Source organism: bacterium, assembly GCA_016700035.1.
Taxonomy (GTDB): domain Bacteria; phylum Patescibacteriota; class Saccharimonadia; order CAILAD01.
Map to the genome: position 1 here is coordinate 595,970 of CP064998.1, position 18,183 is coordinate 614,152.

Annotated in this window: 20 protein-coding genes and 4 tRNA genes; 10 read left to right on the forward strand and 14 right to left on the reverse strand. The window is 44.8% G+C overall.

Annotated elements, in window-relative coordinates; translation table 11 throughout:
- Positions 1-239 precede the first annotated feature (239 nt).
- Positions 240-590: a hypothetical protein gene (locus IPM44_02925; protein ID QQS26654.1), complete on the forward strand. Its 351-nt coding sequence runs from the start codon at positions 240-242 to the stop codon at positions 588-590.
- A 233-nt stretch (positions 591-823) separates the two neighbouring features.
- Here IPM44_02925 and IPM44_02930 read toward each other — a convergent pair whose 3' ends face one another.
- Together IPM44_02930 and IPM44_02935 are read right to left on the reverse strand one after the other, a co-directional pair.
- Positions 824-1,693, reverse strand: coding sequence for a hypothetical protein (locus IPM44_02930; GenBank protein QQS26655.1), 870 nt, complete (start codon positions 1,691-1,693; stop codon positions 824-826).
- A 145-nt stretch (positions 1,694-1,838) separates the two neighbouring features.
- Positions 1,839-3,020, reverse strand: coding sequence for a PD40 domain-containing protein (locus tag IPM44_02935; protein QQS26656.1), 1,182 nt, complete (start codon positions 3,018-3,020; stop codon positions 1,839-1,841).
- 147 nt (positions 3,021-3,167) lie between these two features.
- Here IPM44_02935 and IPM44_02940 point away from each other — a divergent pair, with 147 nt between their 5' ends.
- The 3 genes from IPM44_02940 to IPM44_02950 all read left to right on the forward strand — a co-directional run bounded on the left by IPM44_02940 (position 3,168) and on the right by IPM44_02950 (position 5,559).
- The gene (locus IPM44_02940) at positions 3,168-4,148 is read left to right on the forward strand and encodes a DNA topoisomerase IB (GenBank protein ID QQS26657.1); all 981 of its coding nucleotides are present in this window, start codon (positions 3,168-3,170) and stop codon (positions 4,146-4,148) included.
- Between the two features lie 193 nt (positions 4,149-4,341).
- Positions 4,342-5,385 (forward strand): hypothetical protein, encoded by a 1,044-nt coding sequence (locus tag IPM44_02945; protein QQS26658.1) that lies wholly within the window; start codon positions 4,342-4,344, stop codon positions 5,383-5,385.
- A 100-nt stretch (positions 5,386-5,485) separates the two neighbouring features.
- Positions 5,486-5,559: transfer RNA gene (locus IPM44_02950), tRNA-Val, on the forward strand.
- Positions 5,560-5,626: 67 nt separating this feature from the next.
- Here the strand turns inward: IPM44_02950 and IPM44_02955 are convergent.
- Positions 5,627-6,004 (reverse strand): hypothetical protein, encoded by a 378-nt coding sequence (locus IPM44_02955; GenBank protein ID QQS26659.1) that lies wholly within the window; start codon positions 6,002-6,004, stop codon positions 5,627-5,629.
- A 54-nt stretch (positions 6,005-6,058) separates the two neighbouring features.
- Here IPM44_02955 and IPM44_02960 point away from each other — a divergent pair.
- From IPM44_02960 to IPM44_02970, 3 genes are all read left to right on the forward strand, one after another.
- Positions 6,059-6,143: transfer RNA gene (locus tag IPM44_02960), tRNA-Leu, on the forward strand.
- Between the two features lie 509 nt (positions 6,144-6,652).
- Positions 6,653-7,027, forward strand: coding sequence for a hypothetical protein (locus IPM44_02965; GenBank protein QQS26660.1), 375 nt, complete (start codon positions 6,653-6,655; stop codon positions 7,025-7,027).
- A 30-nt stretch (positions 7,028-7,057) separates the two neighbouring features.
- Complete coding sequence (locus IPM44_02970) at positions 7,058-7,264, forward strand: hypothetical protein (protein ID QQS26661.1); 207 nt, start codon at positions 7,058-7,060, stop codon at positions 7,262-7,264.
- 50 nt (positions 7,265-7,314) lie between these two features.
- Here IPM44_02970 and IPM44_02975 read toward each other — a convergent pair.
- The 3 genes from IPM44_02975 to IPM44_02985 form a co-directional block, all read right to left on the reverse strand.
- A tRNA-Leu gene (locus tag IPM44_02975) sits at positions 7,315-7,406 on the reverse strand.
- A 178-nt stretch (positions 7,407-7,584) separates the two neighbouring features.
- Positions 7,585-7,917 (reverse strand): hypothetical protein, encoded by a 333-nt coding sequence (locus IPM44_02980; GenBank protein ID QQS26662.1) that lies wholly within the window; start codon positions 7,915-7,917, stop codon positions 7,585-7,587.
- A gap of 12 nt (positions 7,918-7,929) precedes the next feature.
- Positions 7,930-9,636, reverse strand: coding sequence for an FAD-binding oxidoreductase (locus IPM44_02985; protein ID QQS26663.1), 1,707 nt, complete (start codon positions 9,634-9,636; stop codon positions 7,930-7,932).
- A gap of 41 nt (positions 9,637-9,677) precedes the next feature.
- Between IPM44_02985 and IPM44_02990 the strand changes: the two genes are divergently transcribed.
- Both IPM44_02990 and IPM44_02995 read left to right on the forward strand, forming a co-directional pair.
- Positions 9,678-10,571: a transglycosylase family protein gene (locus tag IPM44_02990; GenBank protein QQS26664.1), complete on the forward strand. Its 894-nt coding sequence runs from the start codon at positions 9,678-9,680 to the stop codon at positions 10,569-10,571.
- A gap of 95 nt (positions 10,572-10,666) precedes the next feature.
- A complete protein-coding gene (locus IPM44_02995) occupies positions 10,667-11,002 on the forward strand; it encodes a hypothetical protein (GenBank protein QQS26665.1) in 336 nt (111 codons plus the stop codon).
- A 156-nt stretch (positions 11,003-11,158) separates the two neighbouring features.
- Here IPM44_02995 and IPM44_03000 read toward each other — a convergent pair.
- From IPM44_03000 to IPM44_03025, 6 genes are all read right to left on the reverse strand, one after another.
- Positions 11,159-11,245, reverse strand: a tRNA-Leu gene (locus tag IPM44_03000).
- An 11-nt stretch (positions 11,246-11,256) separates the two neighbouring features.
- A complete protein-coding gene (locus tag IPM44_03005) occupies positions 11,257-12,981 on the reverse strand; it encodes a peptide ABC transporter substrate-binding protein (GenBank protein QQS26666.1) in 1,725 nt (574 codons plus the stop codon).
- A 55-nt stretch (positions 12,982-13,036) separates the two neighbouring features.
- Complete coding sequence (gene secG / locus IPM44_03010) at positions 13,037-13,255, reverse strand: preprotein translocase subunit SecG (GenBank protein ID QQS26667.1); 219 nt, start codon at positions 13,253-13,255, stop codon at positions 13,037-13,039.
- Positions 13,255-13,620 (reverse strand): phage holin family protein, encoded by a 366-nt coding sequence (locus tag IPM44_03015; GenBank protein ID QQS26668.1) that lies wholly within the window; start codon positions 13,618-13,620, stop codon positions 13,255-13,257. Before IPM44_03015 ends, secG begins: the two co-directional genes overlap by 1 nt.
- A 21-nt stretch (positions 13,621-13,641) precedes the next feature.
- Positions 13,642-13,803, reverse strand: coding sequence for a hypothetical protein (locus tag IPM44_03020; protein ID QQS26669.1), 162 nt, complete (start codon positions 13,801-13,803; stop codon positions 13,642-13,644).
- Position 13,804: 1 nt separating this feature from the next.
- Complete coding sequence (locus IPM44_03025) at positions 13,805-15,262, reverse strand: excinuclease ABC subunit UvrC (GenBank protein ID QQS26670.1); 1,458 nt, start codon at positions 15,260-15,262, stop codon at positions 13,805-13,807.
- A 92-nt stretch (positions 15,263-15,354) separates the two neighbouring features.
- Here IPM44_03025 and IPM44_03030 point away from each other — a divergent pair, with 92 nt between their 5' ends.
- Positions 15,355-15,639 carry a hypothetical protein gene (locus IPM44_03030; GenBank protein ID QQS26671.1) on the forward strand — a complete coding sequence of 95 codons (285 nt, stop codon included), beginning with the start codon at positions 15,355-15,357 and terminating at the stop codon, positions 15,637-15,639.
- A 63-nt stretch (positions 15,640-15,702) separates the two neighbouring features.
- On the opposite strand, the gene IPM44_03035 is transcribed toward IPM44_03030, so the two are convergent.
- Together IPM44_03035 and IPM44_03040 are read right to left on the reverse strand one after the other, a co-directional pair.
- The gene (locus tag IPM44_03035) at positions 15,703-17,829 is read right to left on the reverse strand and encodes a hypothetical protein (protein QQS26672.1); all 2,127 of its coding nucleotides are present in this window, start codon (positions 17,827-17,829) and stop codon (positions 15,703-15,705) included.
- A complete protein-coding gene (locus tag IPM44_03040) occupies positions 17,778-18,155 on the reverse strand; it encodes a hypothetical protein (protein ID QQS26673.1) in 378 nt (125 codons plus the stop codon). Before IPM44_03040 ends, IPM44_03035 begins: the two co-directional genes overlap by 52 nt.
- Between the last annotated feature and the right edge of the window lie 28 nt (positions 18,156-18,183).

The following is an 18,183-nucleotide window of genomic DNA, read 5'->3' on the forward strand; positions in this document are numbered from 1 at the left end:
GCAGTTGAAAAAGCTGGGCATCCTATTCCTAGCTAGGTGCTATTAATTCGCCAGATAAATCAAAGGTTTCAGCAAGGTGCTTTAGTCTATGATCTTCATGCGCCCCTATTGCGGCTGTTTGCAATGCGTCAACGATCCTGCACCACAGTATAGATTAAATGGTGCTTGAAGCGGTATAGCTTCAAATATTAAAGTCTCATTGAAGTTATTTTTGATATAATGACGAAAAAGGAGTACGGATGGTCACACCTGAACAGGTACACAACTACGCCAGGCAAAAATTTAATGAAGAAGATCCAAGCGACAGAATAGAAGACGCAGGTTTTGCATACTATATTAATACTCAACCAAGAGAGTACCTAGATACAGAAGATATTCATAAAATGATGATTGGCAACGGGCCACTTGTCGTAATCAAAGAAACAGGTGATGTATATTCATTTTCTTCAAATCCAGCCCATATGTTTGGCGACCCAGAAACAAGAATCGGGGTTAATACTGCAAGAACCACCGAAGAATTCCATACAGCGTTATCTGCCTTAATAGATAAAGGTGCCACTTCAGCCAATCCGATTGACCACATTAACTAGATTAAGTCAGACAATAATTTGAAAATTGTCACAAGATTTTCTAGCCTTGCGTTCTAGCAGTTTTTAATAGCTACCGTTTGAACTGTGTCAACTATCTTGAACCAAACTCTATAGCTACAGGTAAAGAATAAACCATATAATTAAAAGTAACTTTGGACAACTTAAGCGGCTGTCTTTTATATGAAGTAGTTTATCAAAACCAAAGATAAGGGGCACTCGCGCCCATGCGCTTACTAGCCTGCCTCCAGCTCTAACTGCTCCGACAACGAAGCGGTGGCATCAAGGTCATCAAGAATCTCCAATATCTCTGGATCTTGAGCATAACGACCACCGCTGGCATGCTTAGCGATTTCTCGCAACGTACTCATCGCCACAATATGCGATAGTCCGCTCCTGCGACACAGTGCATCATAAATATCTAGAATATTAATAAGTTTTTCGGCTCGATCATAAGCACTATTTTCACCAAAATTATATTTCTGATTATAAACATCGCTACCTTCATCAAAAATACCGTCCGGATTATCGTCGCGCATACGATGATGTGATACTGCCCCAGCAATTGGCTCTCTTGGTATGCCAGCAGCATTAATAAGCAACTTTAACGTCCATTCTGTGTGAAGATCATAAAACTCTCTCAAGCTAATTGCGCAATCGATCCCCAGGCTATCAAACACTGCCTTAAAAGATTCTGCCCGTTGTGGAAAATACACCATAAAAAAACTGTTTAAGCTATCCATTAAAACTTCGGTGGGAAGATTTTCAAGTGCATAAATATCAACAAACAACTGAGCTTGCTCCATAGATGCTTCAGGCGGGCCAGTTTTACCAATATCCGTAAGTAGAGTACCAACCCTAACAATATGCTTCTCGTCCGATGAATAGGCATGGCCACGCCGCTCAGCAACCCGAAAAACATCATCAGCCCGACGAATAGCTGATATTTCGTCGGTAACAGTTTCGGTTTGATCAGCTAGTAATACTAGTCGGTCTCTTATTTGGCTATCGAGATCACTTGGAGCAATATCCACCTCGCGTAATATACCTTCAATCAACGCGACGGGGTTTTTTTGATTATATTCTAATTGTACTTCCTGGCTCAAAACTCGCACCTCAAGGTATTGCTATAATACATATTTTACCATTTTTTATAGACTAACTAATTGACTTCAAGGGCATTAAACTACGCAGTAATACATATTAGCTAGCCGTAAGATAAGAGAAATCTCAGTTAATACTACTTAACTACTACCACCAAGATGTGTCTTTACTAACAGGTGGCGTGGGCGTAGATGTGGATGTAGGCGTATTTACACCACCACCAGATGGAGATGGAGTAGAAGTGCTCGTGCCACCATTAGTGCTACCGCCACTCGATGACACTGGTATATATGACGCAACTCCACTCTCTCCTGCTGATGTCGGGGCAAGCGAAGTTAAACCAGAACCGTCGAGATTAATACGATGCAATACTTGCTTAAACCAAACTGACTTTAGAAATACAATACTTGTAGAATCAGCCGAAAATGTGCCATTGGCATTCCCGCCACCATCAGCAATAACAGCAGTTGGATTCAGTGGGCCAGCTACAGAGCCCCGCATCATGTCACACGGACAACCATATATATTGCGAAAACTGAGCCACAGGTAGGTTTTTCCATCCGGTGATATATAAGGGTCGTAGTTCCAGCCTGGATCATTAGTGATACGCACTTCCTCTCGAGTCGCATAGTCGATCTTAAACACATCTTGCTTCTGGCAAAGTCCAAAACATTCCCAGCCACGAATTAGCATAATTTGATTAGTTGTCGACCAAGATGGGTCGGACACTACCGAATCAGATCCTTCAACCTTCATTTCTTTTGATATAACTTCTGGTGAGTTACCATTACTATCAATCACTACCACACGAGATTTAAATTCTGGTATCGTAGCCACCAAGACCATCTTGCTCGAATCCGGAGACCATTCGGCATGAGCCATACCTGTCCAGTTATAACTATCTCGCTTGGCTAAACTGATTATTTCCTGCTGATTACTGCCGTCTGTATTCATCACCCAAAGTCGATTACTATGGGTAGCAAAATTGACGCTCGAATCCTTACTAGCCTTCATAAATAATATTTTCTTGCCATCAGGACTAGGTCGAGCCCATTCATGCTGAGCAGAGGGATCATTCGTTAAGCGAACTTTATTACCACCATTTTTATCCATTTTCCAAATTTGGTTTGTTTCAGAGCCTTCTTTACTAGCAAAAAGGATGTGAGAATCGGTAGTGGCTACGGGTGTCGTACTGGTGGGCTTAGATGCAAATGATGCATATATAACGACCGACAACACCACAGCAAACAGGCCGACAACCAACGGTGCTGGTGGGAGCTTAAATTTACGGTTTAGCAGTGCTGATGAGGTGGTTGCTTTTTTAGCCATTTTTTTATTAGACACCTTTATTAGTAGTTCTTTTAGTTGCTTTTTTAGGCATAATATCTCTTATTATTTTGATAATAACACCATAAGCACATTTTGCATACTATATAATTGTGCATCAAATAGGATAAGCGCTATACTACAGCTAGTATGAAACAAAGAAATGCAATTTCCCGCATCAAAAAGGGTCGTAAATTTATTTATATAACTAAAAATGGCTTGGTACAAAACAAAAAAATGCTTACTTATATTGCTAGCCTCTCCATCCCTCCAGCCTGGGATATGGTAACTATTGCTGGCTCCCCCAACGCCAAAGTACTCGTCACTGGCCAAGATATGGCTGGTCGCACCCAATGCATATATAACCCTAAGTTTCGAGCTCGCCAAGATAAACTCAAATTTGACCGTATCTTGCGGTTTGCCGATGCCCTACCCAACCTGCGTCGTCAAATCAGTAAAGATCTGTCTCGCAAACGCCTAGTAAAAGAGAAAGTCTTAGCCTGTGTGGTGCGCTTAATTGATGAGGCCTATTTTCGGGTGGGTAACGAAAAATATGCTAAAGAAAATCAAAGCTACGGCATTACCACTATGCGGTCTAAGCACACTGACGTTCAGGGCACTACTGTAACCTTCGACTTTATTGGTAAAAGTGGCAAACAGCACATTAAAAGTATTACCGACCGACAAATTGCCAACATTGTAAAACAGCTTGATGAGTTACCTGGATATGAGGTGTTTCGCTACATTGATGCTGACGGTAAATTGCACGATGTGGAGAGCACGGATGTAAATAATTACATAAAAACCCATATGGGAGAGGAGTTTAGCGCCAAAGACTTTCGCACCTGGGGCGGTACGCTTCTGGCTACCAGTGAACTTTTAGCTGTTGAGCGAATGCGTCATCACGCCGAACGACAAAAGCAAGTGGTAGAAGTGGTGCGCAGTGTGGCCGAACGGCTGGGTAACACCCCGGCAGTAGCGCGCTCCAGCTACATTGACCCTCGCGTCCTCAATGCCTACACCGAATCCACACGACTAGAAAAAATCAAAGTTGCCATGGAGAAGATGCGCCCTCGCAAGTACATGAGTCGCGACGAACAGTGTGTATTAAGACTTCTAGAAACCGCATAAACTTTAGTAATTTTCCGTATCGCATAATCTGTTGTAATACTATAAATGTATTGCTTTTTTATAGCTTTTATGCTATAATATTACCCATCACCTTGTAGGAGGTAGCTATCTGGACCTGATCTGATTATCGGATCCTGGTTAGCTGCCTTCAACCGAGGGCTAGCGTTTCGACGACAGCCCTGGAGGGTGGAAAATGAACCTGAATATCAAGGTGTTTATGACCCCGATCGTTGCCATCATCATGATGGCGGTGGCCGCGTGCAGTTGCACCGCGCCACCCGACGGTGGCGGAGCCACGACAACCTCGTCGACTACCACCAGCTCGACCAGTACAACTCTGCCCGAGCCGACCAGCTGGGAGTTCTCCCTGCGTGTCGGGATGCCGGCTGACCTTGTCGCCAAGTATGGCGGTGAGACCGCAGCTAAAGCCAAGGTTGAGCAACAACTGGCCAATGCCAATGTGCGCTTCACGAGTTTCGCCAAGCCGATCGTCTGGCGCATGAACGAGTTCTTCGTCTTTACCGGCGGAGCACTTGATCAGCTGGCGGTGCCACACCCAAACAGCGATTACCAGCTGCTGTACTCGGAAAACACCACACTCGATGACGGTGGCTGGAAGCCCCAGTCGAAGTCCATCGTGATTCGCTGGACTCCAGCTAGTGGTGGCGTGTTCGGTCCTTACGGAGCTGACTCACTCATCCACGAGCTGGGCCACGCCCGTGGCGCCATCGATATGTACGGCCTGAACGTGACCGGGGCCAACAACCCCGTCAATGGCCAGGGCTACACGCCGGCTGGTGGGTTCATGACCTACCCCTACGGTGCCACCGCTTGGGATGATTACTCGACGAGAGTCATCAATGCGTCGGCCGACATGGTCTACAACGATGATCGTATCGTCCGGCAGTCCATCCCGGTCGTACAGGTGCACGCCACCAAGAATGGTGTGCCCGTGACTGGCGCCACGGTGGAGTTGTTCGGTTCTAGCTGGTACTCCGGCTCCGTCAACAGCTTTGCCAGCCAGACTGGAACGACCACAAACGGTAACTGGTTCGCTCCAGCCAACCCGTTTGAGGCCAACCCAGCAGCCTTCTGGAAGCTCAGCTTCCCGCTACTGCTGGTATGCGTCACCAGTGGAGCTTCGGTCGGCTACGGCTGGCTGGCTCTGCCGGACGCCGGCAGCTGGTTCTTCACTCACCCGAGTGAAGCCTACCAGCTCAACGTCAACCTTGCCTGATTACCAAATCAATCAGGCAGCCCCCGACTTCGGTCGGGGGTATTTTTATTGCTTAAACAATTGAAAAATGCTATATTAGTGCAGTTCATAAAATCTTTTCGGGTGATTAGCTCAGTTGGCTAGAGCATCTCGTTTACACCGAGAGGGTCGGGGGTTCGAGTCCCTCATCACCCACAAGAAAAACCTCGCAGCTGCGAGGTTTTTCTTGTGTTTAAACTTTCTACTATATTTAAAATCTTTACTAAGATGCCGGGATGTCCATGTCTGCTTCTGGCGTATTACGCGCCCGAATTTCTGCAATCTTACGCTCTATTTCCTCGGGACCAGCTGATACCACTCCACTTGCTCCGCCTAATTCCTGTAGGGCTTGAGCTCGCAACTGAGCTTCTTCAGTCTCCACTATATCCCGTTGAGCGCGCTGATCGGCCAGCTGACTTACCATCTCTTGATGTTCAGCGGAATTATCCAAAACATCTGCCCCCTCACTAATTGGCGTCTCAACCGTATCTGTTTTACCAGACAGCATACTCCTTAGCTTATCTACCAATCCTGTATTTTCATTAGCATGTACTGGTTTTTCCTGAGGCCCCTCGGAACCCTGTGGTGTTTTTGGTGGCATATCACTCTCCTTTTCTTCGAGAATAGTGTATCATATATCCGTCCCCTTGTATTCGGGCGAGTGGTGGAATTGGTATACACGACGGACTTAAAATCCGTTGCCGCAAGGCTTGAGGGTTCGAGTCCCTCCTCGCCCACCAGATAGACTACCTTCTCCAGTGGGGAGAAGGTTTTTGTATAATTAATCAAATCTGTATTTATAAAAAATAGCCCCGAACAATAGTTCAAGGCTTGGTGTATCCTATATCAGCTGACCGATACAGAATGTGTTTGAGGCGAAGAGAGTGCATTGAGCAGGCTGTCGATAGTATCTCGACACTCTGGACAGCACTGCCGACTGGCGGTCCAGATAGCTGACAGTTGCCCCACCAGACGCGCCTCCAATCCTTCAGTCTTGTCTTCAAGAGCAACGATCTGGCGCTGGGTGCGCCGTAGCTGATGAGTCAGTTGCTCCCTACTTGAAGGTATCGCGATGCGTGTTTTTTCCAGTTCAACGCTCACTTGTTTCTCCTGATATCTGTTGTTGGCGAATAGGTACAAGGACTATCCAGCATAACAAAAATTACTCTGCCTTTCAAGAGTAAGGTCTGATGCATTGCGTTTTTCACTCCATTGCTCTAGACTAAACATAAGTTTTTTAGAAAATCCCATGTCACGTAAGCACATTAATCTCTCCATTACCGACGCTCTAAGCTATGGCTGGAAAGCTACCAGTAAATATCTTGGCTTTTATTTTACGCTGGCCTTAATCATCCTGCTTTTTAATCTGATACCGTCAATTTTTACAGTATTTTTTGACAATAGTATCTATACCCCAGTCATTCGCGGAATATTTATTGTTCTGATGGCCCTTATAACACTTGGCATGGTGCGCACAACACTGCAACAAGTTGATAAAAAAGACACCAACCTAGCCGACCTTTTTCGCCTCAATCTTTTTGGTCGTTATCTGGTAGTGGCACTAATTTACCTTTTCTTAGTTATTGGTGGGCTTATCTTATTTATTGTTCCCGGAGTATATTAGGGGCTCAAATATCAGTTTGCAACCTATCTAGTGGTTGATAAAAAGCTTAGTATCGGTAAGTCATTTGAAGAATCTGCCAAGCTAGTAGAAGGCTATGAATGGGATCTCTTAAGCTATTGGCTAATTATGATCTTGCTAAATATTGTAGGTATTTTATTCTTTGTGGTCGGAATTGTTATTACCCTGCCGGTTACAGTTGCAGGATACACCTACCTTTACCGAGAACTTCGTAAATAAACATACGTTATTAATGCCAATATAAAAACCCCTTATCGGGGTTCTTGTATTGGTGCGGACGAGAAGACTCGAACTTCCACGCCTTTAAAAAATAGGCACTAGCCCCTCAAGCTAGCGTGTCTACCAATTCCACCACGTCCGCATAATTATTACTATATCTCATTGAGGTACACATTTTGCTACAGGCTTAAGAGGCCCTGAGTTTTTTATATGGATCTAGACAGGATTACAGACCAAGCTAGCCCGTCTACCAACTCCATCGCGTTTAGCGTATAAAACAGCAAGGCCTATTTTAACAGATTCTTACACTGTTGTCAGTTCTAAATTAGGGCTGTATATGAAAGAAAAATAAGCGCCAACCCCAATGCAATTGCAAGCGGTATAAGAATTAATAGATTGACATAATAATATATCTCTTTTGGCTCATTCCAAGAATTTTTCTGAGCTTTTGGCAACTTCTTCCAATCAGCCTTGTAGTTCTGCCAAACATCTTTACTGCGCGCCAAACTCCAAATTCCACCAACAAATAGCAACATACCTAAACCTAATTGACCAAACAAACTACCCATATATGTCAAAACCAGAAACCATAAGAATATTACTAGTCCAACAATTCTTCCCCAACTATCTTTGCGCTTAATGTTTCGTGCCATTTTAAAAACCTCCTAGTTATCGTAATTATTTGGTAGATGGTCAGCCAGGTGCTTCATAGAATATTCCTTGCGCAATTGACGTGGTAAGTCTTTCAAGCTTACACCTATCTTAACGCCCGGATTAAATATGTTAAGTGGATCAAAAACCTTCTTAATATCTTCAAACACACCATAAAGATGCTCACCATACAAGCGCTTGAGATATGGTGCTCGCAAACGACCATCATTGTGCTCGCCACAAGTCGATCCACCCATTTCAATTACCATACGATAAAACTCATTCATTAACTCAAACATTTTCTTGCGATCCACCTGCGAGCCCAGATTCATGAAAGGCTGCATATGAAAGTTCGCATTACCAGCATGCCCCCAAACCGCAATATCGAGCTTATATTTTTCAAACATTTTATACACCTGCTCTAAGAACTTTGGCATCTGCTCAAGTGGAACGACGCCGTCTTCAATAATCGGTAAAGCTTTCTTAGCGCCACGAAACTTCCAAATAATAGCCGCTGCACCACGCCGGATTTTCCATAGTTTAATCTGCTCATTAGGGTCAGTCGCCAAGCGTGAAGCAAAAGCTAACTCTCGAAAAACTTTTTGAACCTTTTTGGCTTTCGAGGCCTGTGTGCGTGATTTAGTATCATCAAACTGTACCAAAAGTACTATGCCGGGCATCTTCTCAGGCATGATGTCTCGAATTTGTTCCGGATCATGCTCACACAAAAACTCCAGCAAATGCCGATCCACCACCTCTAAGGCAGAGGGCTTTAATGGCATCACCAGCTCAACCGCCCTAGCAGCATGCTCCATATCCTCAAAGTAGCCAACCACCAAATGGGTTTGGGGGTTATACGGTACATGACGTAGGCTAACTTCAGTAACCGCGCCCAGTGTACCCTGACTCCCCACGATTAACTGACCCAAATCAAAGCTCCCATCCGGACCTTTTACATGCCACAAATCATACCCAGCTGAGTTTTTACTAACCCGCGGATAAGCTTCAGCTAGCTGGTCCCAATTTTCCTCAATTAAGTAGTCAACATTACGATAAATATGGCCCTCAAAATCTGTCTGCCGCTGTTTTTGCCGAAGCTCTTTTGCGCTCAATCGGCGCGTCTCAATCACTTGCCCATTAGCCAAAACCACCCGTAAACTTTCTACATAATCACGAGTTGACCCATATTTAATAGTTTTTTCACCAGCCGAGTTATTAGCTACCGCTCCGCCAATGGTGGCAAAATCAATACTCGCCGGATAGGGTGGCATAAATCTTTTGTGGCTATGTAATAAGTGTTGTAAGTCCTTATAAATCATGCCAGGCTGAACCGTTATGGTATCTTTTGACATATCAATAAAGTGGTTCATGTGGGCTGGCAAAACCATAATAATGCCACTACCTAGAGCTGCCCCACCCTGATCAGTACCTTTACCACGCATAGTTATAGGAATTGAGTTACCCTTGGCGGCCTCTTGCGCTACCAAAGTAACCACCTCTGCCACATCGGCCTCATTTTGAGGATAAATAACAATCTGCGGCATAACACGGAACACGCTACCATCGGTTGAGAAGAATTCTCGAGTTGCCTTATTTACACTTACTTCACCAGTAGTAAAATTACGGAGTCGTTGATAGAAATCAGTCATAGTACTTGTAGCATAACAATTTTCGACACTCTGTGCAAAATCTAATTGTTGAATTTTGACAGATTGATACATCTTAAGCTAAGCTTATTATAATAAACTTTTAGTAAAGTATTATGGGAAAAATAAACACCACTAAGACATCGCGTAACAACCACAATCTTGGTCGCGTTAAGCAATTCAAACAACCAGCCATGCTGGCTGTTCTGGGGTTGTTTGCGATGGCTGGTAGCATCCTAATTTATGCCTCGCTGGCTAGCTCCACGCCAGTTGTAAACACTAATGCCGAGTTTTGGCGGGCTCGGATTGCTGGCTGCGAGTCTGGTTCGGGGCCAAATAGCCAGGGTCGTTACACTGCCTCCAATGGTTCTGGAAATTTTGGCGCCTACCAGTTTGATGTCCGTACTTGGCAAGGAGCTGTGGGACCAGAGTTAGCCACTCAATACCCCAATCCAACTCAAGCTCCACCAGAAATTCAAGATCAAGCTTTTTATAATACTTTTGCCAGACGCGGCAGTCAGCCCTGGAATGCCAGCTATAAATGCTGGCGTACCGATGAGTTAGCTGCCCGACCAATCGGTGTAATACCGTTAAGACTACCTAAGCTAGGTAAATCCTCCAACGTAGCCGAAGACCCGATCGTTGGTCCACCTAAATCTGCCTATAACATCAAGGTGCAAGGGCGTGTCTATGTTGACGGTAAACTTATACCAAATATTAAGCTTATTACCTGCGTTGATGGAGTTACCACCACAACTGGATCAGGCGGCGTATATAGCTTTGAATTACCAGCCGGAAATAACTATTGTGTACGCGTAATTGAAGGCCTACCGGCCAATGCACGATTAGATAAAACTAACAATAACCCAGAGCGAGCCGCCGATACTAGCTACGAACATCAACTGGCTGGCAAGAACTATTACCGAAACCTCTGGCAGTTTTTCACACCCTATTACACCTGGGATCGAGCCAGCGATGAAAACACCGATTTTTGGTTCGTCACCCATTAGATCTGTTGTTACATATTGACATCATTAATCATATATTGTATTATCTGGACACCCGAAATACGGGTGAGTTGAGTTCTTCAAATGAAGGAGTAGTCATGGCTATCGCCCTGCAAACTTCAATTAGCACCACCTCTCGATATGAGCCATTCGATCTAGCCGGCCTTCGCATTGGCCAAATACTTGAACTACAGTGCGACCATAATATCCGCTGGTATATCAGTATCTTGACCACGTCAACCTGTCGAACTGAACTCATCAAGGGTGCGATGATCATGACAAACTCACCTAATCGTGGCATCCGTATCGCCTGCTCACCCTACGAGATGACGGTTGGTCGACAAGTGCAAGCCGGCAACCAACTAGCAATCGGTTACGGCCACACAGAGGTCATTCGATCCTTTCGTGTAGTTGAGCAATCGATCAGTCCATAACCCGCATATAAAGTGCGCAATAAATTCCAGACTCCAGAATACCACCTGGAGTCTTTTTCTTATTTTTGTAGGATAGTATAGTGCCACAACAACTAGTCATCCGCACCAAAGAAAAAAGAGCGCAAATGCGCTCAAATTTCCCGAAAAGTTCGTTCTTGGTGCGGATGAAAGGACTCGAACCTTCACGAGATTGCTCCCACTGACACCTGAAGCCAGCGTGTCTACCAATTCCACCACATCCGCATATAAAAATTCTATTTCTGCTTAATTGGCTGTAATTTAGATTTTATAGCCCAAGTATTTACCTTGTAAAATCGATCACTCGGAATAACTAGCTTCTCCTCTGCTACTCCAGTCAAAGCAGCAGTATGAGCATACAGGTAAGATGGCGAATAAAGCAAGAGGGCTGGTACATCATCAGACCAAATCTTTACAAATGACTTGTATTTCATTTCTCGAAAAGCTGGATCCTTACCAAAACGAGCTTGCTCTAGGGCAGTATCAGCCTCTTTATTATTATACTGCGAAACATTCAGGCCCGGATCTGAAGCTTGAGAAGAGTGCCAGAAGCTAAACACATCACTATCGGCACCAATATTTTGGCCATACAGTAAAATATCATACTGTCTGGGTCGGATGTAGCTCTGCTGTAAGGTAAAGGTATCCACCTGAATCACCTCAATCGGCACTCCAGCTACCTGCCACTGATCGGCTAGCTTTTGCGCAAGCTCTGGATACACTCCTGAATTTGCCGTTACCAGACGCAATGGTGTGGTTATCTTCTGAGCTAGAGCGGTCTTACCCACCTCCGGTGCATAATCAACTCGCAGAGCGTCCTGGTTAAAGCCTAAATAACCGGCCGGAATTGGGTAATGCGCAACATTACCTTCATCTTTAATTACCTCTTGGACTAGCTTCTTACGATCAATTACCCGACTGAGGGCGAGGCGGATATCTTTATTGGCTAAAGTTGGTTGCTTAATATTATAAAATGCCCCAACGTAGCTGGGCATCCGAAATCGCTGAACCACTAAATCACCGAATTCTTTCACGCTCACTACTTGATCTGGATCAATTTGTGCCATTCCGTCAATCCGACGTTTAGCATAGGCATCAACTAAGGCCCCTGAATCATCAACCTGTAGGAATTTAATTTCATCCAGCTTAGGTGCTCCTTGATAGTACTCGTTATAGCGACGCAAGCTAATCGTATCACTATTAATATCAAGATTATCAAGGATGAACGGCCCGCTACCAATGGGCTGCTGATTAAAGCTAGCTAATCGCAATTGACTCACTGGAGTTTGCTCGAGCACATGCTTTGGCAAGATCCCAACTTGGGCAAGGGCTGACCAAAAACCACTATAGCTGGCTGGTAATTTAAATTGTACCGTGCGACTATCTAGTGCTGATACCTGAATTTTATCCCAGTTTGTAGCCAGCGAAGAGCGAGCATCTGGGTTTTGGATGGTCTGAATTGTGTACACCACGTCATCGGCCGTCACCACAACACCATCATGCCAATGTGCATCTTCACGTAACTTAAGCGTGTAGGTGCGCTTATCTGCCGAAACCTCCCAATTATCCGCCAAATCACCTTCTACGTACTGGCCGTCACGAGTGCGGATCAGCTTAGAAAAAACCAATTCAGTAACATCGGCTGTAGCGGAGTTTTCAACATAGAGAGGATTAACTAAGCGTACCCGACCAATTACACCCTCTCGATAAACACCGCCGCTAATTGGCTGCCTAGCTAACCAATGCCTCTGCAAACCAATAAAACCTTGATACATGCCAAAAATACTAATCACTATAATTAACACCCAAGCTGTAAACTGCCAACGCATCAGCCCCAACTTGCGCCATGCTCCATAAATATGCCGATCAACATAATTACCAAACCAAGTCCGCATCACTTTACTCTGACGGCCCAACCTGCGCCGTGCATGATTTATCCTAAATGTAATATATGAACTCATATTTCCTGTTAGCTATTACCCTTCATGCAAATGCTCTTGTTAAATAAAGCTTTGTTTAAGCAATGATAAATCGAGCCAAAATACTAGCTATAAAAATAACTCCTAAAATTATCGTAAAAATGAATAATCCTTTTTCAAAACCTCGCTTTGAGCGATAAACATTACCACCCCCACCAAAAGCATCCCCCAATCCACTGCCCTGGTTCTGCACCAATACAACAACAATAATCAGAATAGCTGAGACGACGGTAAGAATATTTAGAAAAGCTATCATTAATTTTCCTCCTTTGGACGTGTAAATAGCACTGTAAACAAATAGTTTGTCAGCCACACAATAATAGTTGCACCAACGGCCGAACTAAACTTATTAACCTGGAATGATGGGTACAAAAAGCTTGTTACATATAACATTGCAGCATTTACTACCAACATAAAAAGGCCCAATGTGAGCATAATTGCCGGTAGGCTCAGCAGTACAACAAGCGGACGAATTAGGGCATTAACAATACCAAATATCAAAGCTGCAATTAGCAAAGCACCAATTCTTTCATCATAGGTTATGTTACCAACAAAAATCCGTGCTGACAGCCAAAGCCCTACGATATTTACAATCCAGGATGATAATATGCGTTTTAGCATAACGGCGGTTATTATAGCAGTTTATAAGCTTTTTTTCGAGTCCTTAGGGTTGGTGGTGAGGCGCGCCAGCGTAAAAACTCCTTTGCCACTAACTCGCATCTTTTTTTCATTAGTATGCTTTCGATCGCGACTTTTTGCCCTAGCCGGAAGATTACTACGGGAAGCTTTTTTTGACTGCGCCATACTATACTCTCTCCTTGATAATTTGAGCTAATTTTAATCCAACCACCAAGCTAATTTCCTCCACTGTAGCCTGCTTCAGCCCAGCAATACTTCCAAATTCACGCAAAAGTTTTTTACGTGTAACTGGCCCTACTCCAGGGACTGTATCAAGAATACTTTGCTTGGTGCGAGTATCGCGCAGGCTAGTATGATAGGTTACTGCAAACCGATGTGCCTCATCGCGAATACGCTGTAGTAACTGTAGTGTTTTACTGGCGTGACTTAAGGCAATAATCCGAAACTCACCATCTTCAACTAACTCTTTTTTAGAAACTTTTGCCGTCACCGAAACATCTTGCTGACGTTGGACAATCTGCTCGTGACGCTTGGCTAGCCCAACTGTTGGTACCTGTACTTTGAGCTCATCTAATACTTCTGTGGCAGCTGCCAATTGCCCTTTCCCGCCATCAATAATTATTAGCTGCGGAGTTGGCCAGTCGGTATGCCGTCCAGAAAAACGCCGTCGCATTGTCTCGGCCATCATAGCAAAGTCGTTTGGACCCTTAGATCGCATCTTAAACTTGCGATATTCTCGCTGAGCCGGAGTACCATTAACGAATACCACCATGCTCGAAACAGCATCTCCGCCCTGAAAGTTTGAAATATCATAACATTCCATGCGACGCGGTACTGCTTTTAGGCCCAGTCGATCAGCCAAGCCAGTGAGAGCCTGATCCAGAGTAATATCTAGCTCCTCTTGTCCACCAAAAATACTCTTACGCGACAAAGCCTTGAGTGCTGTGTATTGATCACGTAATTGAGCGGCTTGCTCAAAGTTTTGACTTTTGACAGCTAGCGCCATCGATCTTTCCAGCTCCTTAACTAGCTTTGTACTTTTACCTTCTAAAACTAAGCTAAGTCGCCTAATGTTATTTCGATAATCAGCACGCGCTATGTCGGGCTTAGGCGCCACACCAATTTGATACTCCAGGGCCGACGCTTGCACCATCCGAGAGTCTGAAAAGTACGGAAAGATCCGACGCAAATAACGCAGTGCCTCGCGCACCATACCAGCAGATATAAATGGGCCAAAGTATCTAGCCTTATCGTCGGCTGGCCGGCGTACAATCGTGACTTTTGGAAAATCCTCCTGTGTAGTAATTTTGATATAAATAAAATTTTTATCATCTTTATCGCGTATATTATATAGTGGCTTATAGCGCTTAATCAGCTCAGCCTCAAGAAATAGGGCCTCCACCTCACTAGCCGTCACAATCCAATCAATACTTGAAATATTTTCTACCAGTACTGTGGTCTTTTTATCGAGATGCTTTTTAGTAAAATACGAGCGCACCCGACGCTTCAGAATTGACGCTTTTCCAACATAAATAATTGCGCCACAACTATCTTTATATAAATAAACTCCCGGAGAATCCGGTAGATCTTTTAGTCTTTGCTGAAGATTATGTGGGGCTGACATGAAATTATGGGGTATTTTTACTTGCTTTTTATATGATTTTATTGTACCATACCGCCAAGTTGCACCTACAGCCTTCAGAAAGGAGGTTACATATGCCGGGAATGTATGCTGTGTCGGACTTCCTGCAACGCTTCGGCAACTCGCTGGAGCTCACAACTGACTTGACTACACTGCTAGATATCTGGCAGCAAGTCGAAGAGCATGGCTTCATGAATCAAGCCTTGCAGCATGAAGCTAATACTCAAGTGCAGATGATTCGGACGAAGTACGGCCTCTCAGCTGATGACATCATAATCATCGACGATAATGAGGAAGCCTTCCGAGCTCATCTCTCGCACCCATCCCGCCCTCAAGTCAACAAGGAGCTGTCGGCATGACACCCTTACCTCAAAGGTGGGCTTACTCCCCCTAGTCGCTACAGGCTAGGGGGAGTTCTCGCGCTACTTCGCTACAGCCTTTGCTTGACACCACAGTATATAGCAATGCACCGAAGTTTTAATTGCAGTTGGCACACCCAAACTACCGTCAGACTGCTCCGGCACCACCGCTAGGGTATATTCTGCCGAATGTATAGCCGGCAAAGCAATCCGATTAAATCCACCAAATTTAATAGAGCGCCTTAACCCATCAACCACTGCAAGCTGTCGTTCAAGCTTATTGGTTTTATTATCACGGCCATAAATATGAAACTTAGCTGCACCACCGGGAGCTTGCCAGCGTAAATCTACCAGCCAACCACCTTGGAGTAAATCAAGCTTAGTCTGAGCAGTTACCTGCGTCACAGTACCATTCGCTACCGCTGCTTTATCTGAACCCTGGGCCACCACAAAGGCGTCTTGAGTATAAGTATTAGCACAAGGGTCACCTCCAGATTGTGATTGGGTGGCTGCATTCTGCTTATATTGAGCGACAAATTTGCGGGCTTCCACTGGATCATAACCAAAGGAACGGATCTGATCATCTGTCACCTTATCAAAATCAAACTGCAATAACGATATACCAAGCACCCCTTCAATCGCAGCTATTTGACTAGCTCCATCGGCCGACCCCATACGGCAAGTAATTGTTTCGGTATTACCAATAGTTGCTGAGCTACCAGCCTGCATACGCAATTGTGCTACATAGCGTCGCACTTGGGCCGGATCATAACCAAAGGAACGAATCTGGTCATCGGTCACCTTTGACCAATCAATTTCCCAGATTGACATCCCCAGCAGTCGCTCTATTTCATCAATTGGAATTGGCGCGGAACCAATCCCACCCGAACCAATTCCACCTCCCTTTGGAATACCCGACGGAACATCAACGGCGGGAGTTTGCGAGCCCATATTAAGATTGCCAGTCGGTATACTGATTGGTAACCATGAGGATGACGGTAATGCTACTCGTGCCGACAATAGCTGAGTATTATTAAGCTCTAAAGAAAAAGCAAAGCGCTGACCGACACCTTGCGATCCAGCCACCACACCATCAAAGTAGATGCTCTCACCAGATGGATCAAACCGAATACGCGCAGGCGAGGTCTGCAATGGTAGATATTCAAACTGAGCATTACTTTGAAATTGTCGGCTGGCAACCTGAAAGGCATAGAGTCGATTAGGATTCTGTGCACAGCCAGAGCCAGTTGGACAACCAGTGCCTACCATAATAATCTCTCCAGCCGGATTAGCATCAAAACTCGTAGCCGTACTGCCCACCGGATAGCTATCAATCTGCCCCTGGCTAGAGACCGCCACCAAACTAGACTGACCACCGGCTTGACCAAGTGTAAAAACAGTATTACCAATTTGACGCAGATTCAGACCATCAATACCCGATTGCTTAGGATACGTAACGGTACCTTTGCCCAACCTCTCGCGACCCCCATTAGCTGGATTAATGCGGTCGATGGTTCCGTCAGAATATGCCACCATCACACTGCCAAATGCCGACCCAAACCTAGTTGCCATACCATCCAGTGCTACCTTGTGTCTCACCCCACCATCAAGAGAATAAACCCAAACTTCCGTACCAACCGAATTTAATATGGCATAGCTAGAATTATCAACCATACGGACAGCCTGTACCCCATCACTTGGCCCATCGACGTATCGGTCAAACCGCATTGTTGCCAAATTAAACCGTGCCACTGCCATACCAGCATTGAGCCGACCACCCTGACATGGCTTTAGTCCGGCCAGTGCAAAGCCTCGGCTAACGTCAATCACCATGTCGTACATATAGGGCTTGGGCTGAGTTGGCGAACAGCCATTCAGGATAGGTAAATTTGGAGCGGTTAATACACCTAATTTATTGCCATCGATAGGGTTAACGGCAATGAGAGAATTATGAAATCCACCCGCCTCATCGCCAATTACCACTAACGTATTAACCTGCCCAGCACTAGCAAAGGTAGCTAAAACTGCGATCGTCCCAACCAGTACAAGTCCAATACCTAAAACTAGGGCAAGCTTTTTTTTAGGTCGATAACTGCCCTGTAAGTGACTGCTACCAATGTTGCGCTTAAAATGCTTAGCTATCCGAACCACCGACCCAGCAAAGCCCCAATGGCAACAATAAATTGCCACAACATAACAATCAACATCACTACCGAGCTAAATAGAATAATCAGTTTTTTTGCTGGGCTCAGTGCGCCAGCATACATAACCACTTGCTTAAACTGAGCAAGAGCCAGCGGTATAAATACCACCGGCAAGAAAAGCCTTAACATCTGAGCCTCGGTAGTTGACTGTGGTTGGCACCAATTTTCAGCGTAGGCACTACAGGCAATATCAGGAAATATTTTACCAATCAACCACAACAGCACTAGCTGAGCCATAAAAATAACTACCAGCCTTAAAAAACTTTTTCCAAGTGATGTCGTCTTGGTTTTAGGGGAATTTGATGACTCCATTATGCTTATGATAGCTCGACTACGACCT

Excerpts from the sequence above, each read along its gene's own strand:
- IPM44_02925 (QQS26654.1), top strand. The coding sequence starts at position 240 with ATGGTCACACCTGAACAGGTACACAACTACGCCAGGCAAAAATTTAAT.
- IPM44_02935 (QQS26656.1), bottom strand. The coding sequence starts at position 3,020 with ATGGCTAAAAAAGCAACCACCTCATCAGCACTGCTAAACCGTAAATTT.
- IPM44_02940 (QQS26657.1), top strand. The coding sequence starts at position 3,168 with ATGAAACAAAGAAATGCAATTTCCCGCATCAAAAAGGGTCGTAAATTT.
- IPM44_02945 (QQS26658.1), top strand. The coding sequence starts at position 4,342 with ATGAACCTGAATATCAAGGTGTTTATGACCCCGATCGTTGCCATCATC.
- IPM44_02955 (QQS26659.1), bottom strand. The coding sequence starts at position 6,004 with ATGCCACCAAAAACACCACAGGGTTCCGAGGGGCCTCAGGAAAAACCA.
- IPM44_02965 (QQS26660.1), top strand. The coding sequence starts at position 6,653 with ATGTCACGTAAGCACATTAATCTCTCCATTACCGACGCTCTAAGCTAT.
- IPM44_02980 (QQS26662.1), bottom strand. The coding sequence starts at position 7,917 with ATGGCACGAAACATTAAGCGCAAAGATAGTTGGGGAAGAATTGTTGGA.
- IPM44_02985 (QQS26663.1), bottom strand. The coding sequence starts at position 9,636 with ATGTATCAATCTGTCAAAATTCAACAATTAGATTTTGCACAGAGTGTC.
- IPM44_02990 (QQS26664.1), top strand. The coding sequence starts at position 9,678 with ATGGGAAAAATAAACACCACTAAGACATCGCGTAACAACCACAATCTT.
- IPM44_02995 (QQS26665.1), top strand. The coding sequence starts at position 10,667 with ATGGCTATCGCCCTGCAAACTTCAATTAGCACCACCTCTCGATATGAG.
- IPM44_03005 (QQS26666.1), bottom strand. The coding sequence starts at position 12,981 with ATGAGTTCATATATTACATTTAGGATAAATCATGCACGGCGCAGGTTG.
- secG (QQS26667.1), bottom strand. The coding sequence starts at position 13,255 with ATGATAGCTTTTCTAAATATTCTTACCGTCGTCTCAGCTATTCTGATT.
- IPM44_03015 (QQS26668.1), bottom strand. The coding sequence starts at position 13,620 with ATGCTAAAACGCATATTATCATCCTGGATTGTAAATATCGTAGGGCTT.
- IPM44_03020 (QQS26669.1), bottom strand. The coding sequence starts at position 13,803 with ATGGCGCAGTCAAAAAAAGCTTCCCGTAGTAATCTTCCGGCTAGGGCA.
- IPM44_03025 (QQS26670.1), bottom strand. The coding sequence starts at position 15,262 with ATGTCAGCCCCACATAATCTTCAGCAAAGACTAAAAGATCTACCGGAT.
- IPM44_03030 (QQS26671.1), top strand. The coding sequence starts at position 15,355 with ATGCCGGGAATGTATGCTGTGTCGGACTTCCTGCAACGCTTCGGCAAC.
- IPM44_03040 (QQS26673.1), bottom strand. The coding sequence starts at position 18,155 with ATGGAGTCATCAAATTCCCCTAAAACCAAGACGACATCACTTGGAAAA.